Origin of the sequence: Bradyrhizobium sp. ma5, assembly GCF_042258955.1 — a bacterium.
Classification (GTDB): Bacteria; Pseudomonadota; Alphaproteobacteria; order Rhizobiales; family Xanthobacteraceae; genus Bradyrhizobium.
The window spans coordinates 8617628-8642194 of the sequence record NZ_CP170156.1; the positions used below are offsets into that span (position 1 = coordinate 8617628).

Annotated in this window: 19 protein-coding genes; 7 read left to right on the forward strand and 12 right to left on the reverse strand. The window is 65.4% G+C overall.

The window, feature by feature from the left end:
- Positions 1 to 21: 21 nt before the first annotated feature.
- Entirely contained in the window at positions 22 to 3474 is a 3453-nt protein-coding gene (locus ACE103_RS40735; protein WP_375777541.1) for an acyl-[ACP]--phospholipid O-acyltransferase, read from the reverse strand.
- A gap of 286 nt (positions 3475 to 3760) precedes the next feature.
- Positions 3761 to 4018: a hypothetical protein gene (locus ACE103_RS40740; RefSeq protein WP_375777542.1), complete on the reverse strand. Its 258-nt coding sequence runs from the start codon at positions 4016 to 4018 to the stop codon at positions 3761 to 3763.
- A gap of 52 nt (positions 4019 to 4070) precedes the next feature.
- Between ACE103_RS40740 and ACE103_RS40745 the strand changes: the two genes are divergently transcribed.
- Entirely contained in the window at positions 4071 to 4697 is a 627-nt protein-coding gene (locus ACE103_RS40745) for a TetR/AcrR family transcriptional regulator (protein WP_375781287.1), read from the forward strand.
- Here the strand turns inward: ACE103_RS40745 and ACE103_RS40750 are convergent.
- Positions 4688 to 5644: a winged helix-turn-helix domain-containing protein gene (locus ACE103_RS40750; RefSeq protein ID WP_223972167.1), complete on the reverse strand. Its 957-nt coding sequence runs from the start codon at positions 5642 to 5644 to the stop codon at positions 4688 to 4690. The two genes, ACE103_RS40745 and ACE103_RS40750, sit on opposite strands and share 10 nt — an antisense overlap.
- A 193-nt stretch (positions 5645 to 5837) precedes the next feature.
- Here ACE103_RS40750 and ACE103_RS40755 point away from each other — a divergent pair, with 193 nt between their 5' ends.
- On the forward strand, positions 5838 to 7016 hold the full coding sequence (locus tag ACE103_RS40755; protein ID WP_375777543.1) for an ABC transporter substrate-binding protein: 1179 nt from the start codon (positions 5838 to 5840) through the stop codon (positions 7014 to 7016).
- Between the two features lie 37 nt (positions 7017 to 7053).
- On the opposite strand, the gene ACE103_RS40760 is transcribed toward ACE103_RS40755, so the two are convergent.
- Positions 7054 to 7473: a hypothetical protein gene (locus ACE103_RS40760; protein WP_223972161.1), complete on the reverse strand. Its 420-nt coding sequence runs from the start codon at positions 7471 to 7473 to the stop codon at positions 7054 to 7056.
- 222 nt (positions 7474 to 7695) lie between these two features.
- On the opposite strand from ACE103_RS40760, the gene ACE103_RS40765 reads away from it, so the two are divergent.
- The gene (locus tag ACE103_RS40765) at positions 7696 to 9963 is read left to right on the forward strand and encodes a DUF2235 domain-containing protein (protein WP_375777544.1); all 2268 of its coding nucleotides are present in this window, start codon (positions 7696 to 7698) and stop codon (positions 9961 to 9963) included.
- A gap of 213 nt (positions 9964 to 10176) precedes the next feature.
- Positions 10177 to 11859: a phospholipase D-like domain-containing protein gene (locus ACE103_RS40770; protein ID WP_375777545.1), complete on the forward strand. Its 1683-nt coding sequence runs from the start codon at positions 10177 to 10179 to the stop codon at positions 11857 to 11859.
- Between the two features lie 62 nt (positions 11860 to 11921).
- Here the strand turns inward: ACE103_RS40770 and ACE103_RS40775 are convergent, their stop codons facing one another.
- Together ACE103_RS40775 and ACE103_RS40780 are read right to left on the reverse strand one after the other, a co-directional pair.
- A complete protein-coding gene (locus tag ACE103_RS40775; protein WP_097671068.1) occupies positions 11922 to 13022 on the reverse strand; it encodes an LLM class flavin-dependent oxidoreductase in 1101 nt (366 codons plus the stop codon).
- Positions 13023 to 13128: 106 nt separating this feature from the next.
- Positions 13129 to 13767: a TetR/AcrR family transcriptional regulator gene (locus tag ACE103_RS40780; protein ID WP_375777546.1), complete on the reverse strand. Its 639-nt coding sequence runs from the start codon at positions 13765 to 13767 to the stop codon at positions 13129 to 13131.
- A 55-nt stretch (positions 13768 to 13822) separates the two neighbouring features.
- Between ACE103_RS40780 and ACE103_RS40785 the strand changes: the two genes are divergently transcribed.
- Entirely contained in the window at positions 13823 to 15334 is a 1512-nt protein-coding gene (locus tag ACE103_RS40785; protein WP_375777547.1) for an FAD-dependent oxidoreductase, read from the forward strand.
- Positions 15335 to 15365: 31 nt separating this feature from the next.
- Here the strand turns inward: ACE103_RS40785 and ACE103_RS40790 are convergent, their stop codons facing one another.
- The 5 genes from ACE103_RS40790 to cobS form a co-directional block, all read right to left on the reverse strand.
- On the reverse strand, positions 15366 to 16478 hold the full coding sequence (locus tag ACE103_RS40790) for an NADH:flavin oxidoreductase/NADH oxidase (RefSeq protein ID WP_223972150.1): 1113 nt from the start codon (positions 16476 to 16478) through the stop codon (positions 15366 to 15368).
- Positions 16479 to 16612: 134 nt separating this feature from the next.
- The gene (locus ACE103_RS40795; protein WP_375777548.1) at positions 16613 to 17719 is read right to left on the reverse strand and encodes an esterase-like activity of phytase family protein; all 1107 of its coding nucleotides are present in this window, start codon (positions 17717 to 17719) and stop codon (positions 16613 to 16615) included.
- Between the two features lie 3 nt (positions 17720 to 17722).
- Positions 17723 to 19621, reverse strand: a complete 1899-nt coding sequence (gene cobT / locus ACE103_RS40800; protein WP_223972147.1) for a cobaltochelatase subunit CobT — start codon at positions 19619 to 19621, stop codon at positions 17723 to 17725.
- Positions 19618 to 20028, reverse strand: a complete 411-nt coding sequence (locus ACE103_RS40805) for a GNAT family N-acetyltransferase (RefSeq protein ID WP_095731654.1) — start codon at positions 20026 to 20028, stop codon at positions 19618 to 19620. The genes cobT and ACE103_RS40805 overlap by 4 nt, the downstream gene beginning before the upstream one ends.
- 3 nt (positions 20029 to 20031) lie before the next feature.
- Complete coding sequence (gene cobS / locus ACE103_RS40810) at positions 20032 to 21030, reverse strand: cobaltochelatase subunit CobS (protein WP_050405952.1); 999 nt, start codon at positions 21028 to 21030, stop codon at positions 20032 to 20034.
- 291 nt (positions 21031 to 21321) lie between these two features.
- Here cobS and ACE103_RS40815 point away from each other — a divergent pair, with 291 nt between their 5' ends.
- A complete protein-coding gene (locus ACE103_RS40815) occupies positions 21322 to 21984 on the forward strand; it encodes a DedA family protein (protein ID WP_375777549.1) in 663 nt (220 codons plus the stop codon).
- Here the strand turns inward: ACE103_RS40815 and ACE103_RS40820 are convergent, their stop codons facing one another.
- A complete protein-coding gene (locus ACE103_RS40820) occupies positions 21985 to 23208 on the reverse strand; it encodes a citrate/2-methylcitrate synthase (protein ID WP_375777550.1) in 1224 nt (407 codons plus the stop codon).
- Between the two features lie 77 nt (positions 23209 to 23285).
- On the opposite strand from ACE103_RS40820, the gene ACE103_RS40825 reads away from it, so the two are divergent.
- Positions 23286 to 24380, forward strand: coding sequence for a citrate synthase/methylcitrate synthase (locus tag ACE103_RS40825; RefSeq protein WP_375777551.1), 1095 nt, complete (start codon positions 23286 to 23288; stop codon positions 24378 to 24380).
- The last annotated feature ends 187 nt before the right edge of the window (positions 24381 to 24567 follow it).

Genomic DNA, 24567 nt, shown 5'->3' on the forward strand with positions numbered 1-24567 from the left:
TGCTCCCGAAAAGCACAACCATCATGCGACGTGTTGCTCGAGCTGCTCCGGCCCGCCCTCCTCGGCAGCGGGCTCGGCCTGCACCGCAGGCGCTGCGGCGAGTTCCTTCGCAAGCGCCGTGGCGCCGACATAGTCGGTCTTGCCGGTGCCGAGCAGCGGCACCTTGTCGACGACGCGGATGTCGGCAGGCACCGCGAGCTCGGACGCGCCGACGCTCTTGGCCTGGCGCTGCATCGCGGCGCGGTCGGCGTTCCTCTCGGTGGTGAGCAGCACGATGCGTTCGCCCTTGCGCGCATCGGGGATCGAGACCGCAACCGACATCGCCTGCGGCCACAGCGCCGATGCCATCGTCTCCACCGCCGACAGCGAGACCATCTCGCCCGCGATCTTGGCGAAGCGCTTGGCGCGGCCCTTGATCGCGATGAAGCCCTGCGCGTCGACCGTGACGATATCGCCGGTGTCGTGCCAGCCTTCGGGCAGCGGCTCAAGCACGCCGGGATTTTCGGCGCGGAGGTAGCCGAGCATCACGTTCGGGCCCTTCACCGACAGGCGGCCGCCTTCCTCGATGCCGGGGACCGGATCGAGGCGGTATTGCATCAGCGGCGAGATGCGGCCGACGGTCCCCTGGCGGTTCGCCATCGGCGTGTTCATCGCCAGAACCGGCGCGGTCTCGGTGACGCCGTAGCCCTCGAGGATGCGGATGCCGTAGCGTTCCATGTAGATCTGTCGGGTGCGCTCCTTCACCGCCTCCGCGCCGGCGATGACGAGCCGCAGCGTGCGGAAATCATAGGCATGCGCCGAGCGGGCGTAACCGGTGAGGAAGGTGTCGGTGCCGAACAGGATGGTGGCACCGGTCTGGTAGATCAGCTCGGGCACGATTCGGTAGTGCAGCGGCGACGGATACATGAAGATCGGGATGCCGCCGAGCAGCGGCATCATCATGCCGCCGGTCAAACCGAACGAATGGAACACCGGCAGGACGTTGAACACCTTGTCGTTGGCATTGGCATCGACCCGCGCCAGCGCCTGCGCCGCGTTGGCGAGGATGTTGCGGTGGGACAGCACGACACCCTTCGGGGTGCCTTCCGACCCCGAGGTGAACAGGATGACCGCGGGATCGTTGGCCTCGCGGGCGACGCGCGGCGCGATGCCGGCGCGGAAGCCTGCGATCTTGTCGCCGAGGCCGATGCCGGCCCTGACGTCCTCGAGATAGATGACGCGCGTCTGGCCCGCCATCGCCGTGATCAGCTTGTCGAGCTTGCCCTTCTCGATGAAGGCCTGCGAGGTCAGCACGGTCTTGACCTGCGCCGCCTTCATCGCGGCCAGCACGTTGACTGGACCTGCCGAGAAGTTGAGCATCGCCGGCACGCGGCCGATGGTCTGCAGTGCCATGAACACGACAGCGACGCCCGCCGAGTTCGGCAGCAGCACGCCGACATTCTCGCCGACGGCGGTGCCCTGCTCGAGCTTGCGGCTCAGCACCTGCGCGCCGAGGATCAGCTTGCGATAGGTCAGCGTGGTGCCGAGCGCGTCCTCGATGATCGGCTTGCCGGTGTCGCGGTCGCGATAGGCATGGCCGAGGCCCTCGAACAGCGTCTGGTCGAGCATCGCGTTCTGCACCATGGCGTCGATCATGACGTCCTGGAGCGCGGCGCCGGCGGCATTGCGACGCGCCTTGCCCCTGAGCAACTGGTCGATCGGCAGCTTCACCGGCGGCAGGATCGAGATCGTCACCTTGGGGAACCAGGACCGCTTGATCTCGCCATTCTTGAGATAACTGAGATGCGAGCGCTGCGCGCCCTCGATGCGGACCGGGACGACGACCGCGTCGGCCTTGTCGGCGATCATCGCGGTGCCGTCATAGACCTTCATCAGCGAACCGGAGACCGTGATACGGCCTTCCGGGAAGATCACGACCGGCTCGCCGGCGGCAACCAGCTTGATCAGGTCGCGGGCAGCCAGCGGCTTGGACGGGTCCATCGTGTAGTGCTTGATCATCTTCAGGAACGGCTTGGCCCACCACGCCTTGGCGATGCCGGTATCGACCGCGAAGCTCGCATCGATCGGCAGCATGGCGTGCAGCAGCGGGCCGTCGACCAGGCTGACATGGTTGGGCGCGATCAGCATCCGCGTGCCTGCGGGCGGCAAATTCTCCATGCCGCGCACCTCGAGCCGGAACAGCGCCCGGAACAGCAGCGCGCCGAAATCGCGCACGCCTTCCTTGCCCCATTTGGTCAGCACGAACCAGACGGTGCCGAAGCTCGCGATCGCAAGGCCGAAGAAGATCCAGGCGATCGGCAGACCGGCAGCTTGCAGCGCACCGACAAACACCGCGCCGGCGACCATGAAGCCTGCCTGCAGGATATTGCCGGCGGCGATGATGCGCGCGCGCTCGGACGGTGCGGTCCAGGCCTGCACGGCGGCAAACGACGGCACCACGAACAGGCCGCCGCCGAATGCGAACAGGAAGAAATCGGCCAGCATGCGGAAGCCACCGAACGAAGCCGCGAACGCTGCCGCGGTGACGTCCTTGCCGAGCGAGGTGGTGGCGATCGCCCAGGCGAGGTCGAGGCCGATCACGCCCATCACGATGGCGCCGATCGGCACCAGCGCGAGATTCGGGCGGACGTGGCTCAACTGGGCGGCGAAGAGCGAACCGGCGGCAATGCCGATCGCGAACACGGCGAGGCACAGCGTGACCACGCCCTCGGTGCCGCCGACGCCTTCCTTGATCAGCGCGGGCAGCAGCGACAATACGATCGCGCCGACCATCCAGAACCAGGACACGATCACCATGCCGTCCCACAGCCGCTGCTCGGCGTAGAGCGACTTCAAGAGGCGCACCGTCGAGGTCCAGGGATTCTTGGTGATCGGCAGATCGGGCGCGGAGGGCTGCGTCACCGGGATGCGCGACGCAAATCCCCAGGACAGCACCGACAGGCCGACCACGGCGGCACAGATCCAGCCCATGTGGCTGGCGCCGGCGACGAACATGCCGCCCGCGATGGTGCCGATCAGGATCGCCATGAAGGTTGCGCCCTCTACCAGCGCGTTGCCGGTCGCGAGTTCGGACACCGACAGCTGGTCGGGCAGCACAGCATATTTCACCGGGCCGAACAGCGCGGCGACGATGCCGAACAGCGCCAGCGCGATGAACAGCAGCGGGATCGAATGGGTGAAGAAGCCGGCCGCCGCAAACGCTGCGGCGAAAATCTCGAAGAACTTCAGCCGGCGCGCGACGACGGACTTGATGTAGCGGTCGGCGAGCTCGCCGCCGAGTGCCGACAGCACGAAGAACGGCGCGATGAAGATCGCACCCGCGAGCTGGACCAGCGCAGGCCCCTGCTCGTTGGCGACGCCGTACAACAGCATGATGACCAGCGCGTTCTTCAGCACGTTGTCGTTCAGCGCCGAGCAGAACTGCGACCAGAACAGCGGCGCGAAGCGGCGGGACGTCATCAATTCCTTGATCATGACCGGTTCCTTGGGTTAGCGCGCATGGCGCTGGCAGGTCTGCGAATTCGCGTGGCAGAGAATGGGGAGCGTGGTGAAAATGACGGAGATGCCGCAGCCTTTAGTCTTTTCCGCAACGTATCGGTTCGAACCAGCGCGGATCGGCCGCGCCGGGCGCCGCGACAATGCCCGGCAGAAATGTACGAGACCTTATCCAGGGTTGTGGTCGATCGACATCGAAACGGGCTCGCGGGGGACATGGTGAGTGCTTCGTTGAGGTTTCGGTGACAATTGCGGCGCGGCCGCTTCAGGTCAGTTCACTCAACCCGCGGAATGGCGACCAGCGGCAGCTACGCGACTTGCAGCGGCTGCCGCGCTGGGCCACCGGGCGCGGCGCGCGCCGATCGGCGCGCCGCTGCTCCAGGACACCTGCGACGTCGCAGGCGCGGGCGATCCGCTCGATCGGGGCGGTCGCCAGTGCGAAGATGGCGCGGCCAAAGCCCGTCACGAGTTCGATCGCGTCATCGACAAGGGTGGTGGTCAATTGAAGTGCTAGGGTCTGCATGTGAGTGGCCTCCTGCGCCAACTTGAGCAACGCTCAAATTAGTAGCTTTAAAATGAACATTGTTCAAGAAGAATCGCGACGAGACCGGAAAAAACTTCAGCGGCGGGTTCTCCTGATCGAGATCGCGCGCCGGTATATCGCGACTAAAGGATTGAGATCATTGAAGGTTCGTGATGTCGCCGAGGCCGCCGGCTGTTCCATCGGCAGCGTCTATAACGAGTTCGGCGACTTCGACGGCCTGATCCTGACCGTGAACCGGGAGACCGTTCAGGCCCTGACCGCCCGGCTCAAGGCCGTCCCGGCCGACGATCCCCTGCGCCAGCTGCACGGGCTTGCGGACGCCTATCTCGGTTTCGCCACCGAGCACGCCAATCTGCTGCGCTCGCTGTTCGAGCACCGGATGGAGGATGACCGGCCGTTTCCGGAAGATATCCTGGCGATGGTGATGGATGCCTTCGCGCTGATGCATGCGCCGCTGGTGCGGCTGTTGCCCGATCGCGATCCCGACGACGTTGCGCTGCTGTCGCGGATGATGTTCTCCGCAGTCCACGGCATCATCTCGCTCGGCCTCGAGGAGCGCATGGTCGCGGTGCCGCCGGAGATGTTGCGCGAGCGGCTCGCACAATTCGTCGACACGCATCTTGCGGGATTGGGCGTCACACGCGGCAATCAGGTTTGATTGCGTGCGACACGACCTGGGTTGGCGAGCGTCCAGAGCGGTTCGAGGAACACAACACTGGTGCCTCCCTCGCGGAAGACGAGCTTGAACTCGATCCGTCCGTCCGCGGTGATGGATGCAGAATGCAGTCCCGTATTGCCGTCATATCGCAAGACGTCGTCGAGGACATATCCGGTGAAGCCTCCGGAAAAGCCGGGCCCGGGCACTCGGCTGTGCGGCATCGCCGGCCCGTTCACGAGGTAGCCGGTCGCAACACCGTCCCGATTGACATTGGTGACGATCATCATGAATTGGCGGTGCGAGTTGATCCATCCCTCACCGCTTACCCACACGCCGAGAAAGCGGCGAATATTGTCCGGCACGTCACTGGCCGGCGCGTGAACGCGATAAGCGGGAAGCGGCAATTGCTTCTCGGCCGCCAGCGCGGTGATCCGCTCAACATCCTGATCCGGCACGATGCCGTGATCCTGCGGCGCAAGCCAGTTCGCCAATTGTGCCAGCGGATGCCACATCCCGTTGGCAATCGGCGGCGCCGATGCGAGCGTCGCGAAGGCGATCACCGACAGGCCGGCGACCAGCAACCATCGGGGAAGCATGGCCAAACGTGCTGCAACGCCCCGGGCAGTCGACGGCTCGCGCAGGACATGCTGCGGTCCATGGTCGCGCGATAGCGGAGCGGGCTCGGCGTCGAGCCGGTAGCCCCGGCGAGACACCGTCTTGATGATGCGGTGGTCGTCATCCCGCAGTTTCAGGCGCAACTCGCGAATGCATTGGACCAGCGAGTCATCCGAAACGGCGACGTTGCCCCAGACCGCCTCGTGCAAATCCTGCTTGGATACCAACCGTCCGGCATTGCCGGCGAGATGGCGGAGAACCGCGAATGATTTCGGCCTGAGATCGAGCTCGACGCCATCCACGCGCGCGACGCCGCGGGCGAGATCGAGCACAAAGCAATCAAATATCAAAACGGAATCAGTCGCCGGGTCCATAGAGGTTACTCCATGCCCACAGACGGCATCAATCGGAGAAATTTAGCAGGAAATTCGTCGTTCTGTCACTTCTTGATCAGGACTTCCCTGCGGCGAAGCCGATAGTCGCGAGCCTGCCCGGCATCATTTCCGGACCCGCAGGAGGCTGGCCATGTCGCGAACGCCATTTGCCGTGTTGGTCGGCGCCGTTCTGGCGCTTTCGGCGGTGCAACCGGGACCAGCCCAAGCGCAGGACACCGTGAAGGTCGGGCTGGTGATGCCGTTGACCGGCGTTCTGGGACCGGTCGGCAAGCAGGCGGTCGCGGGGGCGCGGCTCTACATGGCGCAGCGCGGCGATATGGTCGCCGGTCGCAAGATCGAATTGATCGTCCGGGACGACGCCAGCGTGCCCGACAATGCCAAGCGCATCGCGCAGGAGCTGATCGTCAACGACAAGGCCGCGATCCTCGGCGGCGGGCTGACGCCGAGCGTGCTGGCGCTCGCACCGCTGGTCACCGAGAGCAAGACGGCAACCGTCGTCATGGTATCGGGCACCTCGATCGTGACCGAACGGTCGCCCTACTTCGTGCGCACCAGCTGGACGCACGCACAGCAGGCCAGCGTGCTGGCGGATTGGGCGGCCAGAAACGGATCGAAGCGGGCCACCATCATCGCATCCGACTGGGCACCCGGGCGCGAAGCCGCCGGCGTATTTTCGGCGAGCTTCACCGCGGCGGGCGGCGCGATCGTCGAGGCGCTGAAAGTGCCGCTGGCCAATCCCGACTTCGCGCCGTTCCTGCAGCGTGCACGGGACGGCAATCCCGATACGCTGTTCATCTTCGTCCCGGCCAGCCAGGCCGGCATCCTGGCCAAGCAGTTTGTCGAGCGTGGTCTGGACAAGAGCGGGATCAGGCTGATCGGCCCCGGCGACATCGCCGACGACGAAGACCTGCCGGGGATGAGCGATGCCATGATCGGCACGATCACGGCGGGGTTCTATTCCGCCGCCCATCCATCCGACCTGAACCGCGACTATGTCGCAGCGTTCCGCAAGGCCAACGCCAACGTCCGCCCGAACTTCATCAGCGTCAGCGCCTATGACGGCATGCATCTGATCTACCAGGCGCTGAAAGCGACCGGCGGCAAGACCGACGGCGACGCGTTGATCGAGGCGATGAAGGGCACGGCCTGGGAAAGCCCGCGCGGCCCGATGTCCATCGACCCGAAGACGCGCGACGTCGTCCACGACATCTATATTCGCAAGGTCGAGAGGGTCGGCGGCGTGCTCTACAGCGTCGAGCACGAGACCTTCAAGGCCGTCAAGGATCCCGCCAAGATCGCGAACAAATAGGCCAGGCGGCGCGTAGCCGGCCGGGCCTGACGACGCTTCAGACCCGCGTGCGGGCGATCGTGCCGGCGACGATCTGCATGGCGACGCCGAGCACCCAGCCCGCCATGATCGCCGCGGTCCAGGCGATGTCCGGCTCGCTGCGCAGCACCACGACGCCGACCGAGAAGAACGCGACCATGGTCGCGAGGAAAGTGCCGATCGCGCTCAGCAGCTCTGCCGCGTCGATCTTGCGCGTCGAGTTGCCGTCCTTCGGATGGAACAGTTTTGGCGGCGTATCGATGCCCACATAGAAGCCGATCGCACCGCCCAGCATCATGATCAGCAGGAACGCCTGCGAGGTCAGCGCCGACACACTCGAGCCGACATGGATGGCGACGAACAGACCGCTGGCAGCGCCCGCGAGGGCGAGACCGAAGCGCTCCAGGACATGGGCAAATTTTCTGACGCGGCTGCGCATTGCTGTGCCTCATCAATGAATTGTGCCGCTATCACGCTAGGCCTTTTCGCAGCAGCGCGAAAGGCGTCTCGTCTCACATGGCCGCGACCTCGTGACGCTTTTGTGCGTCAGTTCACATCTGTCGTGGCACAGAATGACTAAATATCGATCCAAGGTAGCAATCGAATCCGCTACCACTACACTGCACCGTCCGCTTCAGTCATTTCAGCGAGCGTCTTTTCGATGCCGAGCCCAAAGATCATCATCCTGTCCGACGGCACCGGCAATGCCGCTTCCAGCGTCTGGCGCACCAATGTCTGGCGGATATTCCAGTCGCTGGATTTGCAGGGCAACGCGCAGGCCGCCAAGTATGATGACGGCGTCGGCACCTCGAAATTCGTTCCGCTTGCGCTGCTCGGCGGCGCCTTCGGCTACGGCCTCAAGCGCAATATCCTGGATGCCTACAAGTTCATCTGCCGCAACTACGACCACCAGAACGGCTCGCAAATCTACCTGTTCGGATTCAGCCGCGGCGCATTCACCGTGCGCACGCTCGCCGCACTGATCCTCGATCAGGGCCTGATCGTCGCCGACACCGAAGCCGAACTGCACGACGGCGCGGTGAAGGCCTATCGTGCGTACCGCGCCGCGGGCTACCACTCGATCTGGCGCATCGAGGTGCTGTTCCGCGCGCTACGCGACCACATCCTCGTGCCGGTGCTGGACCGCCTTCAGCGCAACAAGCCTTATGCGGAGATCGCGCGGAAGCAGGTGCCAGCGATCGAGTTCATCGGCATCTGGGACACCGTCGCGGCCTACGGCCTGCCGATCGACGAGATGACACGCGGCATCTCGAACTGGGTGTGGCCGCTCGAGCTGCCGAATCGGATTCTCAGCCCGAAGGTCAAGTGGGCACGGCACGCGCTGGCGCTCGACGACGAGCGCACGACGTTCCATCCGGTGCTCTGGACGGAGCAAGAGCCGGGACAGCCCGCACCGGCCGTGCCGGCAACGATCGATGGCCAGCGTCTCGTCCAGGTGTGGTTCGTCGGCATGCATGCCAATGTCGGCGGCGGCTATCCGGACGACGCCGTTGCCTTCGTGCCGCTGGCCTGGCTGGTCGACGAAGCCGTCAAGCGCGGGCTCGTGTTCAAGAGCGCGCCGATTGCCGATCCCGATGCGATCAAGGCGATCAAATCCTCCGAGGACAAGGATGGCCGCCTCTACGATTCGCGGGCCGGCCTCGGCGCCTATTACCGGTACGGTCCTCGCAAGGTCGCCGACCTCTGCAACGATCCCTATGCCGGCGTCAGCGTGCCGATGCCGAAGATCCACGAAAGCGTGTTCGAGCGGATCGACAGCGGCGCCAATGCCTATGCCCCGATCGGGCTTCCGCCGAACTATGTGGTGGTCTCCCGCAACGGCCAGGTCACACCGCTGGGCTCCACGACGTTTGAAACGCCCGTCGGCGCGCCGGCGCGTCATGCCGCGCAGGAGAAGCTGTGGAATTTCGTCTGGATGCGGCGGATCGCCTACTTCGCCACGCTGGCGGCGTCGCTGCATCTGGCGGCGTTCTGGCTATTCCACAACCAGCACAAGGAACACGAGTTCAGCTCCTGGTTCAGGATGATTTCGGAGCTGGTGCGCTTCATCGAATCGTTCCTGCCCACGTCACTTCATTGGTGGACCGATTGGTACGCCGGCAACCCGGAATGGTTCGCCGGCGGCATCATCGCCGTTTTCGTGCTGATGGGTGTCGGCAGTTCGCTCAGCGCAACGATCAGCGACAGGATGCGGATCATCTGGCGTGACCGCGTCAACCCGACACCGCTCTCCGGGATCGTGCACGAGGCGATCTACCGATTCCGTACCAGCACGATCTATCAGTGGATCCTCAATGTCGGGAAGCGCCATGTTGTTCCGTTCGCACTGACAGCCTTACTGGTCTGGTTCAGCGCAACGCTGCTCAGCCATTTCCTGTTCAATGCCGCGGACTCGATGGGCGCCTTCTGCAAGGGGAGTACGGCCGACAAGCTCGTCGCCGTCGACAAGGGCATTGCGCAGGATGCGGCCGATTTCGACACCAGCGCAATCTGTGCGCCGACCGGCCTCAAGGTCCGCACCGGGTTCAGTTACGAGATCGCGATCACGATGTCGGAGCCGTGGGAGGACGCCGGGCGCGCGGTAACGCCGATCGGATACCGGACCTCGACCATCGAGGGCGCGAAACGGTGGCGCGGATACGCCACGATCTTCCTGCGGCGCGTCCTGTTCCGGCCGTGGTTCAGGCTGATCGCGCGGGTCGGCGAAACCGGGGTCGACGAGTATTTCCTCGATCCCTTTGCGGCGCCGAACACCGATCCGCAGGTCTACAAGGCAAGGTTCACCGCCGATCGTAGCGGCGAGATCTTCCTCTACGTCAACCAGGCCGTGATCGGCCTGCCCTGGATCTACAAATGGTTCTACGGCGATCACAAGGGCAAGGCGAAGGTCACGGTGAAGCTGCTCTAGGCAGCCGCAATCGCGGCGGACCGGTCCGCACGGCGTGATCCATCTGTGATCCAGCCGATAGTTTCGGTTGCATACCTTGTTCCATACTCCTCCTGCTAGATGGGCCGCCGGGCGTCCGGAGCGATCCGACGCGACATCCCGGATTCCCTGAGCCCTGACGCGCCAGATTCATATCGACCGGATACTTCTCATCAGTGATTTGGAGGCATCACCATGATTTCCACAATTCAGGCATTTCCGACCACCGACGGCATCTTCGTGGTTTGGGAGGTCGCAGCAATGATCCCCGACTGCCTCGGCTTTGCGCTCTATCGTCAGCAGCAGGGCAAGAGCGCGACCGTCGTCGACACTTGGGTCGGGTTCGAGGATCAGGTGCAAGGCCACAAGGCGGGAGATCATCGGCCGAGCACCGAATGGCCGGTGCAGAAGACCAACTGGACCGATTTCCTCGCCCCGGCCGATGCACCGGTCCGCTATGGCGTCGTTCCGGTTCTCAAGGACGGCGCTACCAAGGTGAAGCCCGCCTACAGTGCGCCGGCGACATGGACCGAATACGTCTCGGTTGCGCCGTCGGGCCCGCTCAAGCCATGGTTCAACCGGGGCACGATCTCGGCACAATGGCTGTCGCGCGCGATCGGCACCACGCCGAAAGCCTCCCAGACGCTGGAGAAGGCGATCTCCACCAAGGGCAACAAGATCCGCGACTTCCTCAAGGGCGAGCTTGGCGCGCGCTTGCTCGCCCTGCTGGCCGCGGCCAAGAAGGACAAAGTCGACGTCTATGTCGCGCTCTACGAGCTCAACGATCCCGAATTGATCGCCGCGCTGACCGCGCTAAAGGGCAAGGCGCACGTCGTGCTCGGCAACAGCACCGGCAAATCCGACGCCACCGCAAAGGAGACCGAGAAGAACGCCGGCGTGCTGAAGAAGGCAGGCGTCGACATCGTTCGCCGCAAGATCGCGCCGAGCCGCTACGCGCACAACAAGTTCGCGGTGTTCTGTGACGGCGCGAAGCAGCCGAAAGTGGTTTGGACCGGCAGCACCAATTGGACCCGGACCGGGCTCTGCACCCAGAACAACAATGGGCTGGAGATCACCGACGACAAGATCGCGGCCGCCTATCACGGGCATTGGAAGGCGATCTACGCCGACGGCAGCAAGTCGCCGAAGGCGCTGGCTGTGGCCGGCGATCACGAATGGCCGTTCACGGTCAGCAACTCGAACATCAGCGTCTGGTTCACGCCGACCACCAAGAGCGGCGATCTCAAGGAAGCGACCAAGTTGATCGAGGACGCCGAGCATGGCGCGGTGTGCCTGATGCTCAATCCCGGCAACAAGGGCCTGCTCGGCCCGATCCTGGAGAAGGCGCAGGACAAGAAGCTCTATGTGCGCGGGGTGCTCAACAATTTCCCGGCGCAGGGCAAAGACAGTCCGAAGGATCAGCTGCAACTGCTGGCCGGCAGCGGCCAGCAGCAGGTCTTCAAGGGCAAGCAGATTGCCGACGTGATCCGGCCCGCCGGCATCGACAAGACCGCCGACTGGTGGCAGCACCAGATCAAGAACACTGGAAAATTCATGATCGCCGTGCACAGCAAGGTGATCGTGCTGGATCCGGCCGGCAAGAACCCGGTCGTCATGACCGGCTCGCACAATTTCTCCGACCGTGCCAGCACCAAGAACGACGACAACCTCGTCATCATCAGAGGCGATTCACAGCTGGCGCTGACCTACGCCGCGCGCATCGTCAGCATCTACGGCCAGTATCGCTGGCAGGCCTGGCGCAACACGCCGGAAGGCCAGAAGGACAAGGGTCTGAAGCGCAGCGATACCTGGCTGAGCAGCCGCATCGGCAAGGGCTGGGCGCAGATCGAAACCCGGTTCTGGCTCGGCACCGCCTGAGGCCGGCGATCCATCATGACTTACGGGGCAGCGTTACCGCTGCCCCGCACTCTTCCTTTGGCCTACGCCGCGCGGCCGACCGAAGCGTCGAGATGCTTCAGCTTCGGCAAGACCTCCTGCTTCAGCAGCCGCAGCGAATTGTGCCAGGCTTCGGGCTTGTGCTTGTAGTCGAAGCCGAACACCAGCAGCACGCCGAAGCCGCCGACCTCCTGATAGATCTTCTCGATCTTCTCGGTGACGGTCGCGGGCGAGCCGACGATCCAGTTGTTGCGGGCGCAATACTCGACCGTGACGTCGCTGTCAGGCACGTCGGGCGAGGCCTTCAAATAATCCTTGAAGCCAAAGTGGCCGAGCAGCGGCAGGAAATATTCGCCCATCATCCGGCCCATCATGTCGCCGGTCGAGAGCTTCCACGCCTCCGCGTCGGTGTCGGCGACGAAGACTTCGCGCACCATCCGCCAGTCCTTGCGGCTCGGCTTGCGGCCGGTCTTGGCGGCGCCGGCTTCCACCGAATCCCAGTGACTGCCGACATAGGCCGGGTTGAGATTCAGGCTCATCGGGATGAAGCCGCGCTCGCCTGCGAGCTTGAGCGTGTCGGAATTCTTCGACAGGCCAGCGACGCCGATCGGCGGATGCGGTGCTTGCTGCGGCTTGATGTGCGGCTTGAGGAAATCGAACATCGTGTCCGGCTTGGTCACCGTCCAGAACTTTCCCTTGTGGGTCCACGGAGCCGGCTCGGTCCACATCTTCAAGATGATCTCGAGCGCCTCGCGGGTCATGTCGCGGTTCTGGCCGGACATGCCGTCGACGTTGAACATCGCCCAGTCGCTCGGCAGGCCTGAGGCCGCAACGCCGAAGTTCAAGCGGCCATTCGAGAGATGATCGAGCATCGCAACGCGGTTCGCGAGCTCCGCCGGATGATGATACGGGAGCAGGAAGCCGCCGGGCCCGATGCGGATGTTCTTGGTCTGCAGCAGCGCCTGCGCGATCAACAGATCCGGCGACGGATGCGGCTCCCAGGGCGCGGTGTGGTGCTCGCCGATCCAGGCTTCCTGGTAGCCGAGCTCGTCCAGCCACCGCAGCACCTGAAGATCCCAGTCGTGGCCCTCCTTCAGTCCGCACTCCGGCGGATGCGACGGCATCGCGAAGTATCCGAGTTCCATGGGTTTCCTCTCTTTGTTCGATGCGTGTCTTCCGCACGCGCTCCGGAGAGTACCTGCCCCGGCTACGGCAGAACAATGGCTTTGTCGCATGCCGCCCGGCCGGGAATTACGCGTAAGGCGTCCCCTTCAGCATGATCGCGATGCCCGAGAAGCTGCGCTCCATGATCTGCAGGAAGGCCTCGCGTGTCGAGGCCGCCGATCGGCGCGCCTTGTGCTCGCGAAGCCCTTCCGTATAGGCGACGGTCACGGCCGTGACTACCATCGACGCGGCGAGCCGGGCATCGGCATCGGCGAGCGGCCGCTTGATGGCTCCGGCCAGCACGGCTGCGAGATCATCGATCAGCTCGTCACGCATCTCGCGCGCTCGCGCCGAGAGCGCCGGGCTCTCGGCGACGGTGCGCCAGAATTTTGCCGTTGCATCGGTGAATTTCGCGAACGGATGCGCCCGATCCGCCAGGCTCTGCACCAGCTTGCGCAGTGTCATCAGCGGCGCTTCGCCCGCCGGTCGCTCGGCAAAGGCGGCCTTCAGAAGCTCGCGGCTTTCCTCCTCACGGTCGAAGAACAGATCTTCCTTGCGCGGGAAGTAATTGAACACCGTCATCCGGGAGACCTCGGCGGCCTCGGCAATCTCGGCCACCGAGACATTGTCGAAGCCGCGCGCCACGAACAGCTCGGTCGCGACGTCCGAGATCGCTTGGCGCGTCGCCTCCTTCTTCCGCTCCCGCAATCCGCTCTGATTTGACATGGAAGAATTTGTACCATACAAAATATTGTACTGAGTATAAATTTATGGTGACGACTTGACGCGTGAACAGACGGATGTGGTGGTGGTCGGCGCCGGACCGACCGGATTGCTGCTGGCGATCGAATTGACCCTCGGCGGCGCCGACGTGGTCGTGATCGAGCGGCTGGCGGAGCCCGACCAGACCATCAAGGCGGGCGCAATGGGCGCGCTCGCAGGCGAGGCGCTGGAGCGCCGCGGCCTCAGTGAGGCGATGGATGCTGTCGAACGCGCCATGGCGGAGGGCATGTCGAGGCTCATGAAGAGCGCGGACGGCGAGACCGAACTGCCGTTCAAGAAATTCGGCGGTCACTTCTCCGGCATCTTCGGGATCGACCAGACGCGTCAGCGCGAGCCCGACCGGCGGTTGCGCGGCGTGAACCAGCAAGCCCTGGAGAAAATGCTCGGCGAGCGCGCCCACGCGCTCGGCATCGCGGTCCGGCGCGGCTGCGAGCTGATCGATTTCGAGGATGCCGGAGACGGCATGCTGACGAGAGCAAGGGGCGCGTCCGGCGATATCGAGCTGCACTCAGCATATCTTGTCGGCTGCGACGGCGGACGCAGCATGGTGCGCAAGCGCGCGGGCTTCGATTTTCCCGGCACCGAACCGACGCTGACCGGACACCAGGCCATCGTCGACCTCGATCATCCGGATCGTCTGCTCCCGGTCGGCTGGCGGCGGACGCCTATCGGCATGATGGCCTATGGACCGATTCCCGGCCGGGTGTTCATGGCCGAGTTCGACGGACCGCCGGCCGATCGCAGCGCGCCCGTGACGCGCGAGGAGGTCGAGACCACCCTGCGCCGGATCAGCGGCGCCGACGTGCGTGTCACCGCCGTCAAGACCGCCACCCGCTTCACCGACAATGCGCGGCAGGCCGACAGCTATCGCAGAGGCCGCGTGCTGCTGGCCGGCGACGCGGCGCATGTGCATTCGCCGTTCGGCGGGCAAGGCCTCAATCTCGGCCTGCTCGATGCGGTCAATCTCGGCTGGAAGCTCGCGGCAGTCGTCTGCGATCGCATGCCCGAAGCCCTGCTCGACAGTTACACGGCAGAACGGCACCCGATCGCGGCCAAGGTGCTCGCCAACACCCGCGCCCAGGTCGCATTGATGCGGCCCGACGTCATGACGGACGCCCTGCGCGACATCGTCGCCGACCTGATGAGCGGCGACGAGGGCACCCGTTACTTCGGCGAAATGATCAGCGGCATCAAGATCCGCTACGACCTCGGCAGCGAACACGCATCGGTCGGCCGGCTCTCCGGCAATTTCGCGCTCGGCAACGACGGTGCGGAAACAACGCTGTTCGATCGGATGGAAGACGGTAGGGCCGTGCTGGTCGATGCAACTGATGGAGCTGCGTCAGCGATCGCAACTCGCTGGGACATGTTCGTACGATGCGTACCAAGGCGCGCCGGCCCGTCGCTGCTGATCCGCCCCGATGCCTGCATCGCCTGGGCGGCCGACGGCAAGGACCTGGCGGGCCTCGACGCCGCGCTCGCGCGCTGGTTCGGACCGGCCATACATTGATCTCGCGGCGAGGCCGGGGCGAGACGGCGTCTCAGCGCGTCCCGAACGTGGTCTTGCCGAACAGCGCCTTCTGCGTCGAGGGCTGCGAGCGCCAATATTGCTGCGGCGCGCTGACCTCGCCGCCAAGCTCGGCGGCGGCGTGCCAGCCCCAGCGCGGGTCGTAGAGCATGCCGCGGGCGAGCGCGATCATGTCGGCCTTCCCTGAGGTAACGATCTCCTCGGCCTGCTTCGCTTCCGTGATGAGGCCAACCGCCATCGTGGTGATGCCGGTCGCCTCCTTCACCGCCTGTGCCGCCGGCACCTGGTAGCCCGGACCGAGCGGAATCTTCTGCAGCGGCGACACGCCGCCGGAGGAGACGTCCATCCAGTCGACGCCGCGCATCTTCAGCTCCTTGGCAAATTCGATGGTCTGCGCGAGGTCCCAGGCACCTTCGACCCAGTCGGTCGCCGACACCCGCATGCCGATCGGCTTGTGATCCGGGAACACCGCGCGCACCGCGTCGAACACTTCCAGCGGGAAGCGCATGCGGTTTTCCAGCGAGCCGCCATAGCGGTCGGTCCGCTTGTTGGCGATCGGCGACAGGAACTGGTGCAGCAGATAACCGTGCGCGCCGTGCAGCTCGAGCGCGTCGATGCCGAGCCGGTCGGCGCGCTTGGCGGCCGCGACAAAGGCCTCGCGGATGCGCTTCAGGCCGGCGTCGTCGAGCGCCAGCGGCGCGGCCTCGCTTTCCTTATGCGGGACAGCCGACGGCCCAACCGTCTGCCAGCCGCCCTCGGCGATCGGGATCAGCTGCCCGCCCTCCCACGGACGCTGGCTGGAAGCCTTGCGGCCGGCATGGGCGAGCTGCATCGCAACCGCAGCCTTCGAATGCTTGCGCACCGAGGCCAGGATCGGCTTCAGCGCGGCCTCGTTGGCATCACTGTAGAGGCCGAGGCAGCCCGGCGTGATCCGCCCGATATCCTCGACATGGGTGGCCTCGATGCAGAACATCGCGGCGCCCGACAGCGCCAGCATGTTGATGTGGGTGAAGTGCCAATCATTGGCGGAGCCGTCGTCGGCCGAATACTGGCACATCGGCGAGACCATGATCCGGTTGGAGAGTTTGAGGCTGCGCAGTTCGATCGGGGAAAACAGGGTGCTCATGCGAGGGACATCCGGGATCGAGGAAAGGGCCGCCACAAGATAGAGGCGGCCGCCGCGATCACCAACCATCGCCGTCGCCGAACGGGCCGGGGCAGACCAGCAATGCGATAGCGCCGTCCCTTGGGCGTCGCCGTTTACTCAACCAACGTGAATTGCAGCAGCAAATTGCGCTGGATCAGGGAGAAATTGTCGTCGGAAACCATGGTCAGTACGGTCTCGCCCTCCGCGGTGACATGGGCGTCGATGCCTTCCATGTTGTCGATCTCGTTGCCGAGATCGGCATTGAAGATCGCCGGACCATCGACGACGGCGCCGGGCGCGATATCAGACAAAGCGAGGCGGCGGATGCGAATCCCGGCGCCGCCGAGCCAGGAGAATTTCCGCTCCAGGATCAGCAGATCGCCCGACGGCAGCAGGACCGCGTCGCTGATGTCGTAATTCTCGGTTCGGCGGACGCTGAACTGGCCCGGCGTGTTGCCGCCGACCAGGAAGGCGATCAGGTTGCCGCCGGCATCGAGCCCGCGTTCCGAGAACGCGATCAGCGTACCGGCCAGCGGCTGGCTCGCCGCTGTGGCTTTGGGCATGACCTTGGGCACAAAGACGAGCGCCTCGAGCCCCTTGTTAATGGGCAGCCTGCGCGCCGCCACGGGCAGCGGCACCACCTCGCCACGCGCGCGGGTGAAGCCCTTGGCGAAATCGTAGCGCAGCACCTGGTTAACCCGCTCGAGCCCGACATAGGCAATCGATCCGTCGAGCGCGAGCGATTCCGAATCGTACCAGCCGCGGGTCGCGGTGATCGGCTTGCCCTGGGCGTCGAGCAGCGGCGCCGCCTCGACATCGTCGAGCCCGGCCATGTCGCGGCCGCGATAGACGATGCGGCCGGTGAACCAGGTGCCCTGGTCGCTGACCGCGATGAAGCGTTCGCCCTTGGCATCGAGCCGCAGCGCGGACAGGCCGCCAAAGCCGGAGAATGACGAGCTCAGGATCAGGCCGCTGCGATACTCCAGCGCGCCGAACCGCACCCGCGAACGATCGCGGATATCGAACGACGGCAGCGGCCGCGCGTTGACCTCGACCGCTGCGGGTTCGTCGACGCGGTGGCGGCCCGGCCTGCCGGGCGGTCCCGGTATCAGCGCCGGCTGGCTCGCGCCCTGTGCTTGGGCAAGGCTCGGCAATGCCGCGGCCGACAGCCCTGCCGCCATCCCTTGCAGGACATGGCGACGGCTAACTGGTGAGCGCATGTCTCACGAGTGGAGGCGGCGCCGCGTGCCCGGTGCGGGCGCCGAGCCGTGAGTCTCGCTGAACAGCTCGGCGAGCTTTTCGGTGATCGCGCCGCCGAGTTCTTCGGCATCCACGATGGTGACGGCGCGGCGATAATAGCGCGTCACGTCGTGACCGATGCCGATCGCGATCAGCTCGACCGGCGAGCGGGTCTCGATCTCCTCGATGATGTGGCGCAGGTGCCGCTCGAGATAGTTGCCGGGATTGACCGACAGCGTGGAGTCGTCGACCGGCGCGCCGTCGGAGATCATCATCAGGATGCGGCGCTGCTCGGGACGCGCCAGCAGGCGCTTGTGCGCCCAGTCGAGCGCCTCCCCGTCGATGTTCTCCTTGAGCAGGCCCTCGCGCATCATCAGGCCGAGATTTTTTCGCGCACGGCGCCACGGCGCATCCGCCGACTTGTAGATGATGTGGCGCAGGTCGTTGAGGCGGCCGGGATTGGCCGGCTTGCCGGCCGCAAGCCACGCCTCGCGCGACTGCCCGCCCTTCCAGGCGCGGGTGGTGAAGCCCAGGATCTCGACCTTGACGCCGCAACGCTCCAGCGTACGCGCCAGGATGTCGGCGCAGGTGGCGGCAACCGTGATCGGGCGGCCGCGCATCGAGCCGGAGTTATCCAGCAGCAGCGTCACCACGGTGTCGCGGAAGGTCGCCTCCTTCTCATGCATGAAGGACAGCGGATGATAGGGATCAGTAACGACGCGCGACAGCCGCGCCGGATCGAGGATGCCTTCCTCGAGATCGAAATCCCAGGCGCGGTTCTGCTGCGCCATCAGGCGGCGCTGCAGGCGGTTGGCGAGCCGCGCCACGATGCCCTGCAGATGCGCGAGCTGCTTGTCGAGATAGGAACGCAACCGCTCGAGCTCGTCGTGATCGCAGAGATCTTCCGCGGCGATCACCTCGTCGAACTTCGGCGCAAACGCATGATATTCCGGGCCGCGCGGCTCGTTCTGGCCGCGGGAATTCGGCCGTGTCGCCTCGCCCGGCGTCTCATCGTCGCCGAGTTCGCCGTCGTCGAACGTGTCCGACGTGGAGGCCTGCGCGCTCTCCATCGCGCTTTCGCTCATCTCTTCCGCAGTGGTCTGGGCCTGATCGGCGCTCATCTCCTGCGCAGCGTCGGAATCAGGCGAGCCCTCGGCGCCGGACTGATCGTTCTCGCCGTCCTGGTTCTCGTCCTGGTCATCGTCGTCGTCGGAATCCATGTTGCGGTCGTCGCCGAGATCGAGCGCCGACAGCAGATCGTGGACGAGGTCGCCGAACCTCGCCTGGTCCTCGGCGAAGCGGCTGAGCTGGTCGAGCCGCGAACCGATCTTGTCCTCCAGCGTCGGGCGCCAGAGATCGACCATCTTCTTGGCAGCCGCGGGCGGCGCCATGCCGGTCAGGCGTTCGCGCACCAGCATCGCCAGCGCATCCGACAGCGGCGCATCGGCGCGATCGGTGATCTCGTCATACTTGCCGCGGTGGAAATGATCGTCGAGCATCGCGGTGAGATTCTTCGCAACGCCGGCCATCCGCCGCGAGCCGATCGCCTCGACGCGCGCCTGCTCGACCGCCTCGAACACGCCGCGCGCCTGCGGATTGCCCGGCATCAGCTTGCGATGCACCTTGGGATCGTGACAGGCGATCTTGAGCGCGATCGAGTCGGCGTGGCCGCGCACGATCGCCGCATCGCGCTTGGTCATCTTGCGCGCCGGCTCCGGCAGCCGCGCCTTGCCGGGCGCAAGCCCCGGACGCTCGGCGGCGAAAGAGACCTCGAGCTCCGGCTTCTTGGCGATCGCCTTCAGGCACGCCGACACCGAGCGCTTGAACGGCTCGGTCGGCGCTTCCTTCGATCCGGGACGGAATTTGATATTGGAGGCTGTCATAGCGATTTCGTAAACCAGTGGCGCGTGACGCCGCCGGGATACCCCTCAATCGAACCGAACTCTTTATATCCATTGGCGCGGTAGAAGCCCGGCGCCTGGAAGCTCATCGTATCCAGATAGGATTGCGTGGCTCCGAAGCGCCGCGCCTCGTCTTCGATCGCCTTGATCAGCTTCGCGCCAAAGCCCTTGTTGCGAAACTTCTGCTCCATCCAGAACAGCTGGATGAACAACACCGCGGTCCAGACCTCGCCGACGATGCCGCCGACGATCTCGTCGCCTTGCCGCAGCGAGATGGCGAAGCGCTTGTACTTCTGCTTCCCCATCTTCTCGTTGTTGTAGCGGAGCAATCCGCCGAGCACCGCTTTCTTCGTCTGTGTGACTGTGCGCTCGACGGAGATTTTCGGCATGGACTAGCTGAGCGCCACGTTGACCGAGGATTCCGGCAACTCGACGTTGAAGCAGCGCTGGTAGAACTCGGCGACCAGCGGCCGCTCCAGCTCGTCACACTTGTTGAGGAAGGTGACACGGAACGCGAAGCCGATGTCGTTGAAGATGTCGGCGTTCTCGGCCCAGGTGATCACCGTGCGCGGGCTCATCACCGTCGACAGGTCGCCGTTGGCGAACGCGTTGCGGGTGAGATCCGCCAGCCGCACCATCTTGTTGACGATGTCGCGGCCCTCCTGGGTGCGATAGTGCTTCGCCTTCGCCAGCACGATCTCGACTTCCTCGTCATGGGCGAGGTAGTTCAGCGTGGTGACGATCGACCAGCGGTCCATCTGGCCCTGGTTGATCTGCTGGGTGCCGTGATAGAGGCCCGATGTGTCGCCGAGGCCGACCGTGTTGGCGGTCGAGAACAGGCGGAACGCCGGATGCGGCTTGATCACCTTGTTCTGGTCGAGCAGCGTCAGGCGGCCGGAGACTTCCAGCACGCGCTGAATCACGAACATCACGTCCGGACGGCCGGCATCGTATTCGTCGAACACCAGCGCGATGTTGTGCTGCAGCGCCCAGGGCAGGATGCCGTCGCGGAATTCCGTGACCTGCTTGCCTTCCTTGACCACGATGGCGTCCTTGCCGACGAGATCGATACGGCTGATATGGCTGTCGAGGTTGACGCGCACACAGGGCCAGTTGAGGCGGGCCGCAACCTGCTCGATGTGAGTCGACTTGCCGGTGCCGTGATAGCCGGTGACCATCACGCGGCGGTTCTTGGCAAAGCCGGCGAGGATCGCGAGCGTGGTGGCGCGGTCGAAGCGATAGTCGCTGTCGACTTCCGGCACATGCGGATCGACTTCGGAATAGGCGGGAACTTCCAGATCGCTATCGATCCCGAAGACCTGCCGAACCGAAACCTTCATGTCGGGCAAACCGACGGGTTCTTGCGCTTTGGTCTGGACGGCCGTCGTCATTCATCCTCCGAGGTCCCGGGCGCTCCCGAAACCAGATTTAGGTCATTTGGCTGCGGATGGGGTGCTACGCACAAGCCTAGCAGAGAGCATCGGCCGGCAGAAGCCCACGGGCAAATCAAAGTTCCCTTGTTGTATCATAAAGATAGGCGCAAAACTCGGTTTTTGGAAGGCTGCTCTGCAAATCTCGCCGTACTTTCGCCGCAGCGCCACGGCGGCTTGTCCGCAGGCACTTTTCAGCCCGGCGGGGAGTTGTTAGCTCTCGGACCTGTTTCATCGCCACCCAGGAATTCAGTGACGTCATTTCTTGACCCTTTGATCGCGTTCGTTTCGGCCCATGCCTGGCTCGCCTATCTGACGCTGTTTCTGGCCGCCCTGCTGGAAGCCGTCCCGGTGGTCGGTTCGCTGGTGCCGGGCTCGACCATCATCCTGGCGCTGAGCGCGCTGGTGCCGGGCGGCGAATTGAAGCTCGTGCCGGTGCTCGCCGCCGCGGCCGCCGGTGCGATGCTCGGCGACGGCACGGCCTATCTGATCGGCCACCGCAGCCAGCGCGAGATCCTGTCGGCGTGGCCGCTCTCCAACTACCCCCGCGTGGTCGCGCAGAGCGAGGCCTTCTTCAACCGCTGGGGCGTGCTCGCGGTGTTCTTCGCCCGCTTCGTGCCGCCGATTCGCGCCTTCGTGCCGATCACCGCCGGCGCGCTCGACATGCCGCCGGCGCGCTTCTACGCCGTCAACATTCCCGCGATCCTGCTCTGGGCGCCGGCCCACGTGCTGCCCGGCGTGCTCGCCGTCACCGCGCTGCACGACTATGCCGGCCTGCCGCATCATGAACATGTCGGCAAGCATCTGTGGATGTTCGCGGTCGCGGGCGCCGCCGTCATTCTGGCGCTGGCGATCTGGACCATCCGCCGCCGGCATGGCGGCGGCCTGATCGAACCGGCCAGACCGGCGAAATAGCTAAATACTATTGGTGGCACCGGCGCGCCCGGGTGCGGGACCGACATAGCGCGCGCGAGGCCTGATCAGCTTGCCGAGTTGAAGCTGCTCGCAGGCATGCGCGATCCAGCCGACGCTGCGGGCCATCGCAAACAGCGCGAGCTCGCTGCCTGCGGGCATCCGCAACGCATGCACCAGCACCGCCAGCGCGTAATCGATGTTGACGAACTCGCCGGTTGCTTCCGCGATCCGCTCCGGCACTTCTCTGGTGAATTTGCGCGGCGCGCCGGCCCGCGTGAGCGCCTCGAGCAGCGAAATCGCGCGTGGATCGCCCTTCTTGTAGACGCCGTGCCCGAAGCCGGCGAAGCGCTCGCCGAGCGCGACCCGCTCGCGGACCACAGGGGCAACGTCGTTGTCGATCATGGTCTTGACCAGGCGCGAGGCGAGCACGCCGGCGCCGCCATGCATCGGCCCCTTCAGCGCGACGAGACCAGCGATCACGGCGTCGTACAGATTGAGGCCGGTCGATGCCGCGCAGCGCGCAGTGAAGGTGGAGGCGTTCAATTCGTGATCGGCGAGCAGCACCAGCGCGCGGCGAATCAGGTCGGGCGCGTGCTTGTTGTCAGGCGTCCAGACCCGCGCCACCTGCTCATGCAGCGGCTCGGCCGATGGCACCGCATTCAGCATGGTCGCGACCAGCAGCCGCAGGATTCGCCCGCCGACCATCGCGCGGCCATCAGGCGCGCGGGTGAACGCGCCGGGATCGGCACTGGCCGCCAGCGCCAACACGGCGACGGTGCGGTCGATCGGCTGGGCGCGGCGCGCGGCCTCGGCGATCGCACGCATTTCATCCGAGACATGCGGGCAATTGTCCGGCGCGAACGGATCGACGCCGGTGACGTCCCACAGCAGCGTCGCGGTGTGCTCCAGCGTGTCGCGCTGGGCGAGATCGACGCAGTTCACGCCGCGATAGATCGGGCCCTGCTCGGTGATGGTTGCGATCGCCGAATCCATCACCGGCAGGTCGGCATCGAAATTGCGAAACCCGCGCGGCTCCGGCGACGGCACGCGGCGCTCCTTCAGCCCCCTGATGTCCTCGGCGCGGTAGCGGTGGCTGCGCGAATCCGGCGACGGCTCGGAGCGGATCAGGCCGCGGCTGACATAGGCGTAGAGGGTTGCCGGCGAGATCGCGAGCTCGGCGGCGGCTTCGCGGGCGGAGAGGTAAAGCTCGGCGGATTTTTTCATATTGATTTATATAATCAAGATTGATCAACTCGTCGAGAGACCCGACCCTTGAAGGGGTGAAGCAAGGAGATCGGGCCATGAACATGATTCTCACCAAGAGCCAGATCGGTCTGGACGGCGTTCCCGCCGGCGAGACCGTGTTGAGCCATGTCGACGGCGAGCGCGGCGAACTGATCATCGCCGGCGAGCACGTCGCCAACCTCGCGGGCAAGTCGAGCTTCGAGGGCGTCACGGCGCGGCTGTGGAACGGCGCCACCGGCAAATCGCTGAGCGAGGCCAATGTCCGCGCCAGCCTCGGCGCCGCCCGCGAACGCGCCTTCGCGCGGCTGCCGGACCTGCTGCCTGCGACGCGTGGCATGTCGATCGTCGACGGCTTCCGCGCCGCGGTCGCCGGCCTGCGCGGCGAGAACGGGCTGGAGCACGAGGCGACCATCGTCGGCGCCTTCCCGGTGATTGCGGGCGCCCTGGTCCAGCACGCCAAGGGACATGCCCCGATCGCGCCGGACCCGAATGCGAGCCACGCCGCCGACACGCTGCGGATGCTGCGGGGCGGCAAGGCCGAGCCGCGCGAGGTTGCGGCGCTGGACGCCTATTTCGTCACGGTCTGCGATCACGGCATGAATGCGTCGACCTTCACCACGCGGGTGATCGCCTCGACCCAGGCCGATCTGTTCGCGGCCATCACCGGCGGCTATTGCGCGCTGACCGGCCCGCTGCATGGCGGTGCGCCTGAGCCGGTGCTCGAGATGCTGGATGCGATCGGCACCCGCGAGCGCATCAAGCCCTGGGTCGACGGCGCGCTGGCGCATGGCGAACGGCTGATGGGGTTCGGTCACCGCGTCTATCGGGTGCGCGACCCGCGCGCCGACGTGCTGAAGGTCGCGATCGAGCAGCTGGAGGCCAGTGGTGCCGACCTGCCGTTCGCCGGCGAGGTCGAGGCCTATATCCGCGCAGCGCTGCGCAAGAAGAATCCGGAGCGGCCGCTGGAGACAAATGTCGAGTTCTTCACCGCGATCCTGCTCGATGGGCTGGAGATCCCGCGGCAGGCCTTCACGCCGATCTTCGCGGTGGCCCGCGCCGCCGGCTGGACCGCGCACGCACTCGAGCAGCGCCGCACCGGCCGGCTGATCCGGCCGAGTTCGTCCTATGTCGGGGCAGTGCCGAAGGGTTGAGGCTGCAGAATTCATCTACGGCGGAGCCACAAACTCCGCCGTCGTCCTCGCGAAAGCAGGGACCCATACGCCGCGGCCCATCAACGGCACGATGAGGTCGACACTTGACGAGAACAATAACCGCCGGTGGTTATGGGCCCCTGCTCGCGTGCGCAACTGCGCACTAGGCAGAGGCGACGGAGGCGAG

Excerpts from the sequence above, each read along its gene's own strand:
- ACE103_RS40765 (WP_375777544.1), top strand. The coding sequence starts at position 7,696 with ATGCCGAGCCCAAAGATCATCATCCTGTCCGACGGCACCGGCAATGCC.
- cobT (WP_223972147.1), bottom strand. The coding sequence starts at position 19,621 with ATGACAGCCTCCAATATCAAATTCCGTCCCGGATCGAAGGAAGCGCCG.
- ACE103_RS40735 (WP_375777541.1), bottom strand. The coding sequence starts at position 3,474 with ATGATCAAGGAATTGATGACGTCCCGCCGCTTCGCGCCGCTGTTCTGG.
- ACE103_RS40790 (WP_223972150.1), bottom strand. The coding sequence starts at position 16,478 with ATGAGCACCCTGTTTTCCCCGATCGAACTGCGCAGCCTCAAACTCTCC.
- ACE103_RS40825 (WP_375777551.1), top strand. The coding sequence starts at position 23,286 with ATGAACATGATTCTCACCAAGAGCCAGATCGGTCTGGACGGCGTTCCC.
- ACE103_RS40755 (WP_375777543.1), top strand. The coding sequence starts at position 5,838 with ATGTCGCGAACGCCATTTGCCGTGTTGGTCGGCGCCGTTCTGGCGCTT.
- ACE103_RS40775 (WP_097671068.1), bottom strand. The coding sequence starts at position 13,022 with ATGGAACTCGGATACTTCGCGATGCCGTCGCATCCGCCGGAGTGCGGA.
- cobS (WP_050405952.1), bottom strand. The coding sequence starts at position 21,030 with ATGACGACGGCCGTCCAGACCAAAGCGCAAGAACCCGTCGGTTTGCCC.
- ACE103_RS40745 (WP_375781287.1), top strand. The coding sequence starts at position 4,071 with ATGAACATTGTTCAAGAAGAATCGCGACGAGACCGGAAAAAACTTCAG.
- ACE103_RS40740 (WP_375777542.1), bottom strand. The coding sequence starts at position 4,018 with ATGCAGACCCTAGCACTTCAATTGACCACCACCCTTGTCGATGACGCG.
- ACE103_RS40780 (WP_375777546.1), bottom strand. The coding sequence starts at position 13,767 with ATGTCAAATCAGAGCGGATTGCGGGAGCGGAAGAAGGAGGCGACGCGC.
- ACE103_RS40770 (WP_375777545.1), top strand. The coding sequence starts at position 10,177 with ATGATTTCCACAATTCAGGCATTTCCGACCACCGACGGCATCTTCGTG.
- ACE103_RS40760 (WP_223972161.1), bottom strand. The coding sequence starts at position 7,473 with ATGCGCAGCCGCGTCAGAAAATTTGCCCATGTCCTGGAGCGCTTCGGT.
- ACE103_RS40805 (WP_095731654.1), bottom strand. The coding sequence starts at position 20,028 with ATGCCGAAAATCTCCGTCGAGCGCACAGTCACACAGACGAAGAAAGCG.
- ACE103_RS40795 (WP_375777548.1), bottom strand. The coding sequence starts at position 17,719 with ATGCGCTCACCAGTTAGCCGTCGCCATGTCCTGCAAGGGATGGCGGCA.
- ACE103_RS40820 (WP_375777550.1), bottom strand. The coding sequence starts at position 23,208 with ATGAAAAAATCCGCCGAGCTTTACCTCTCCGCCCGCGAAGCCGCCGCC.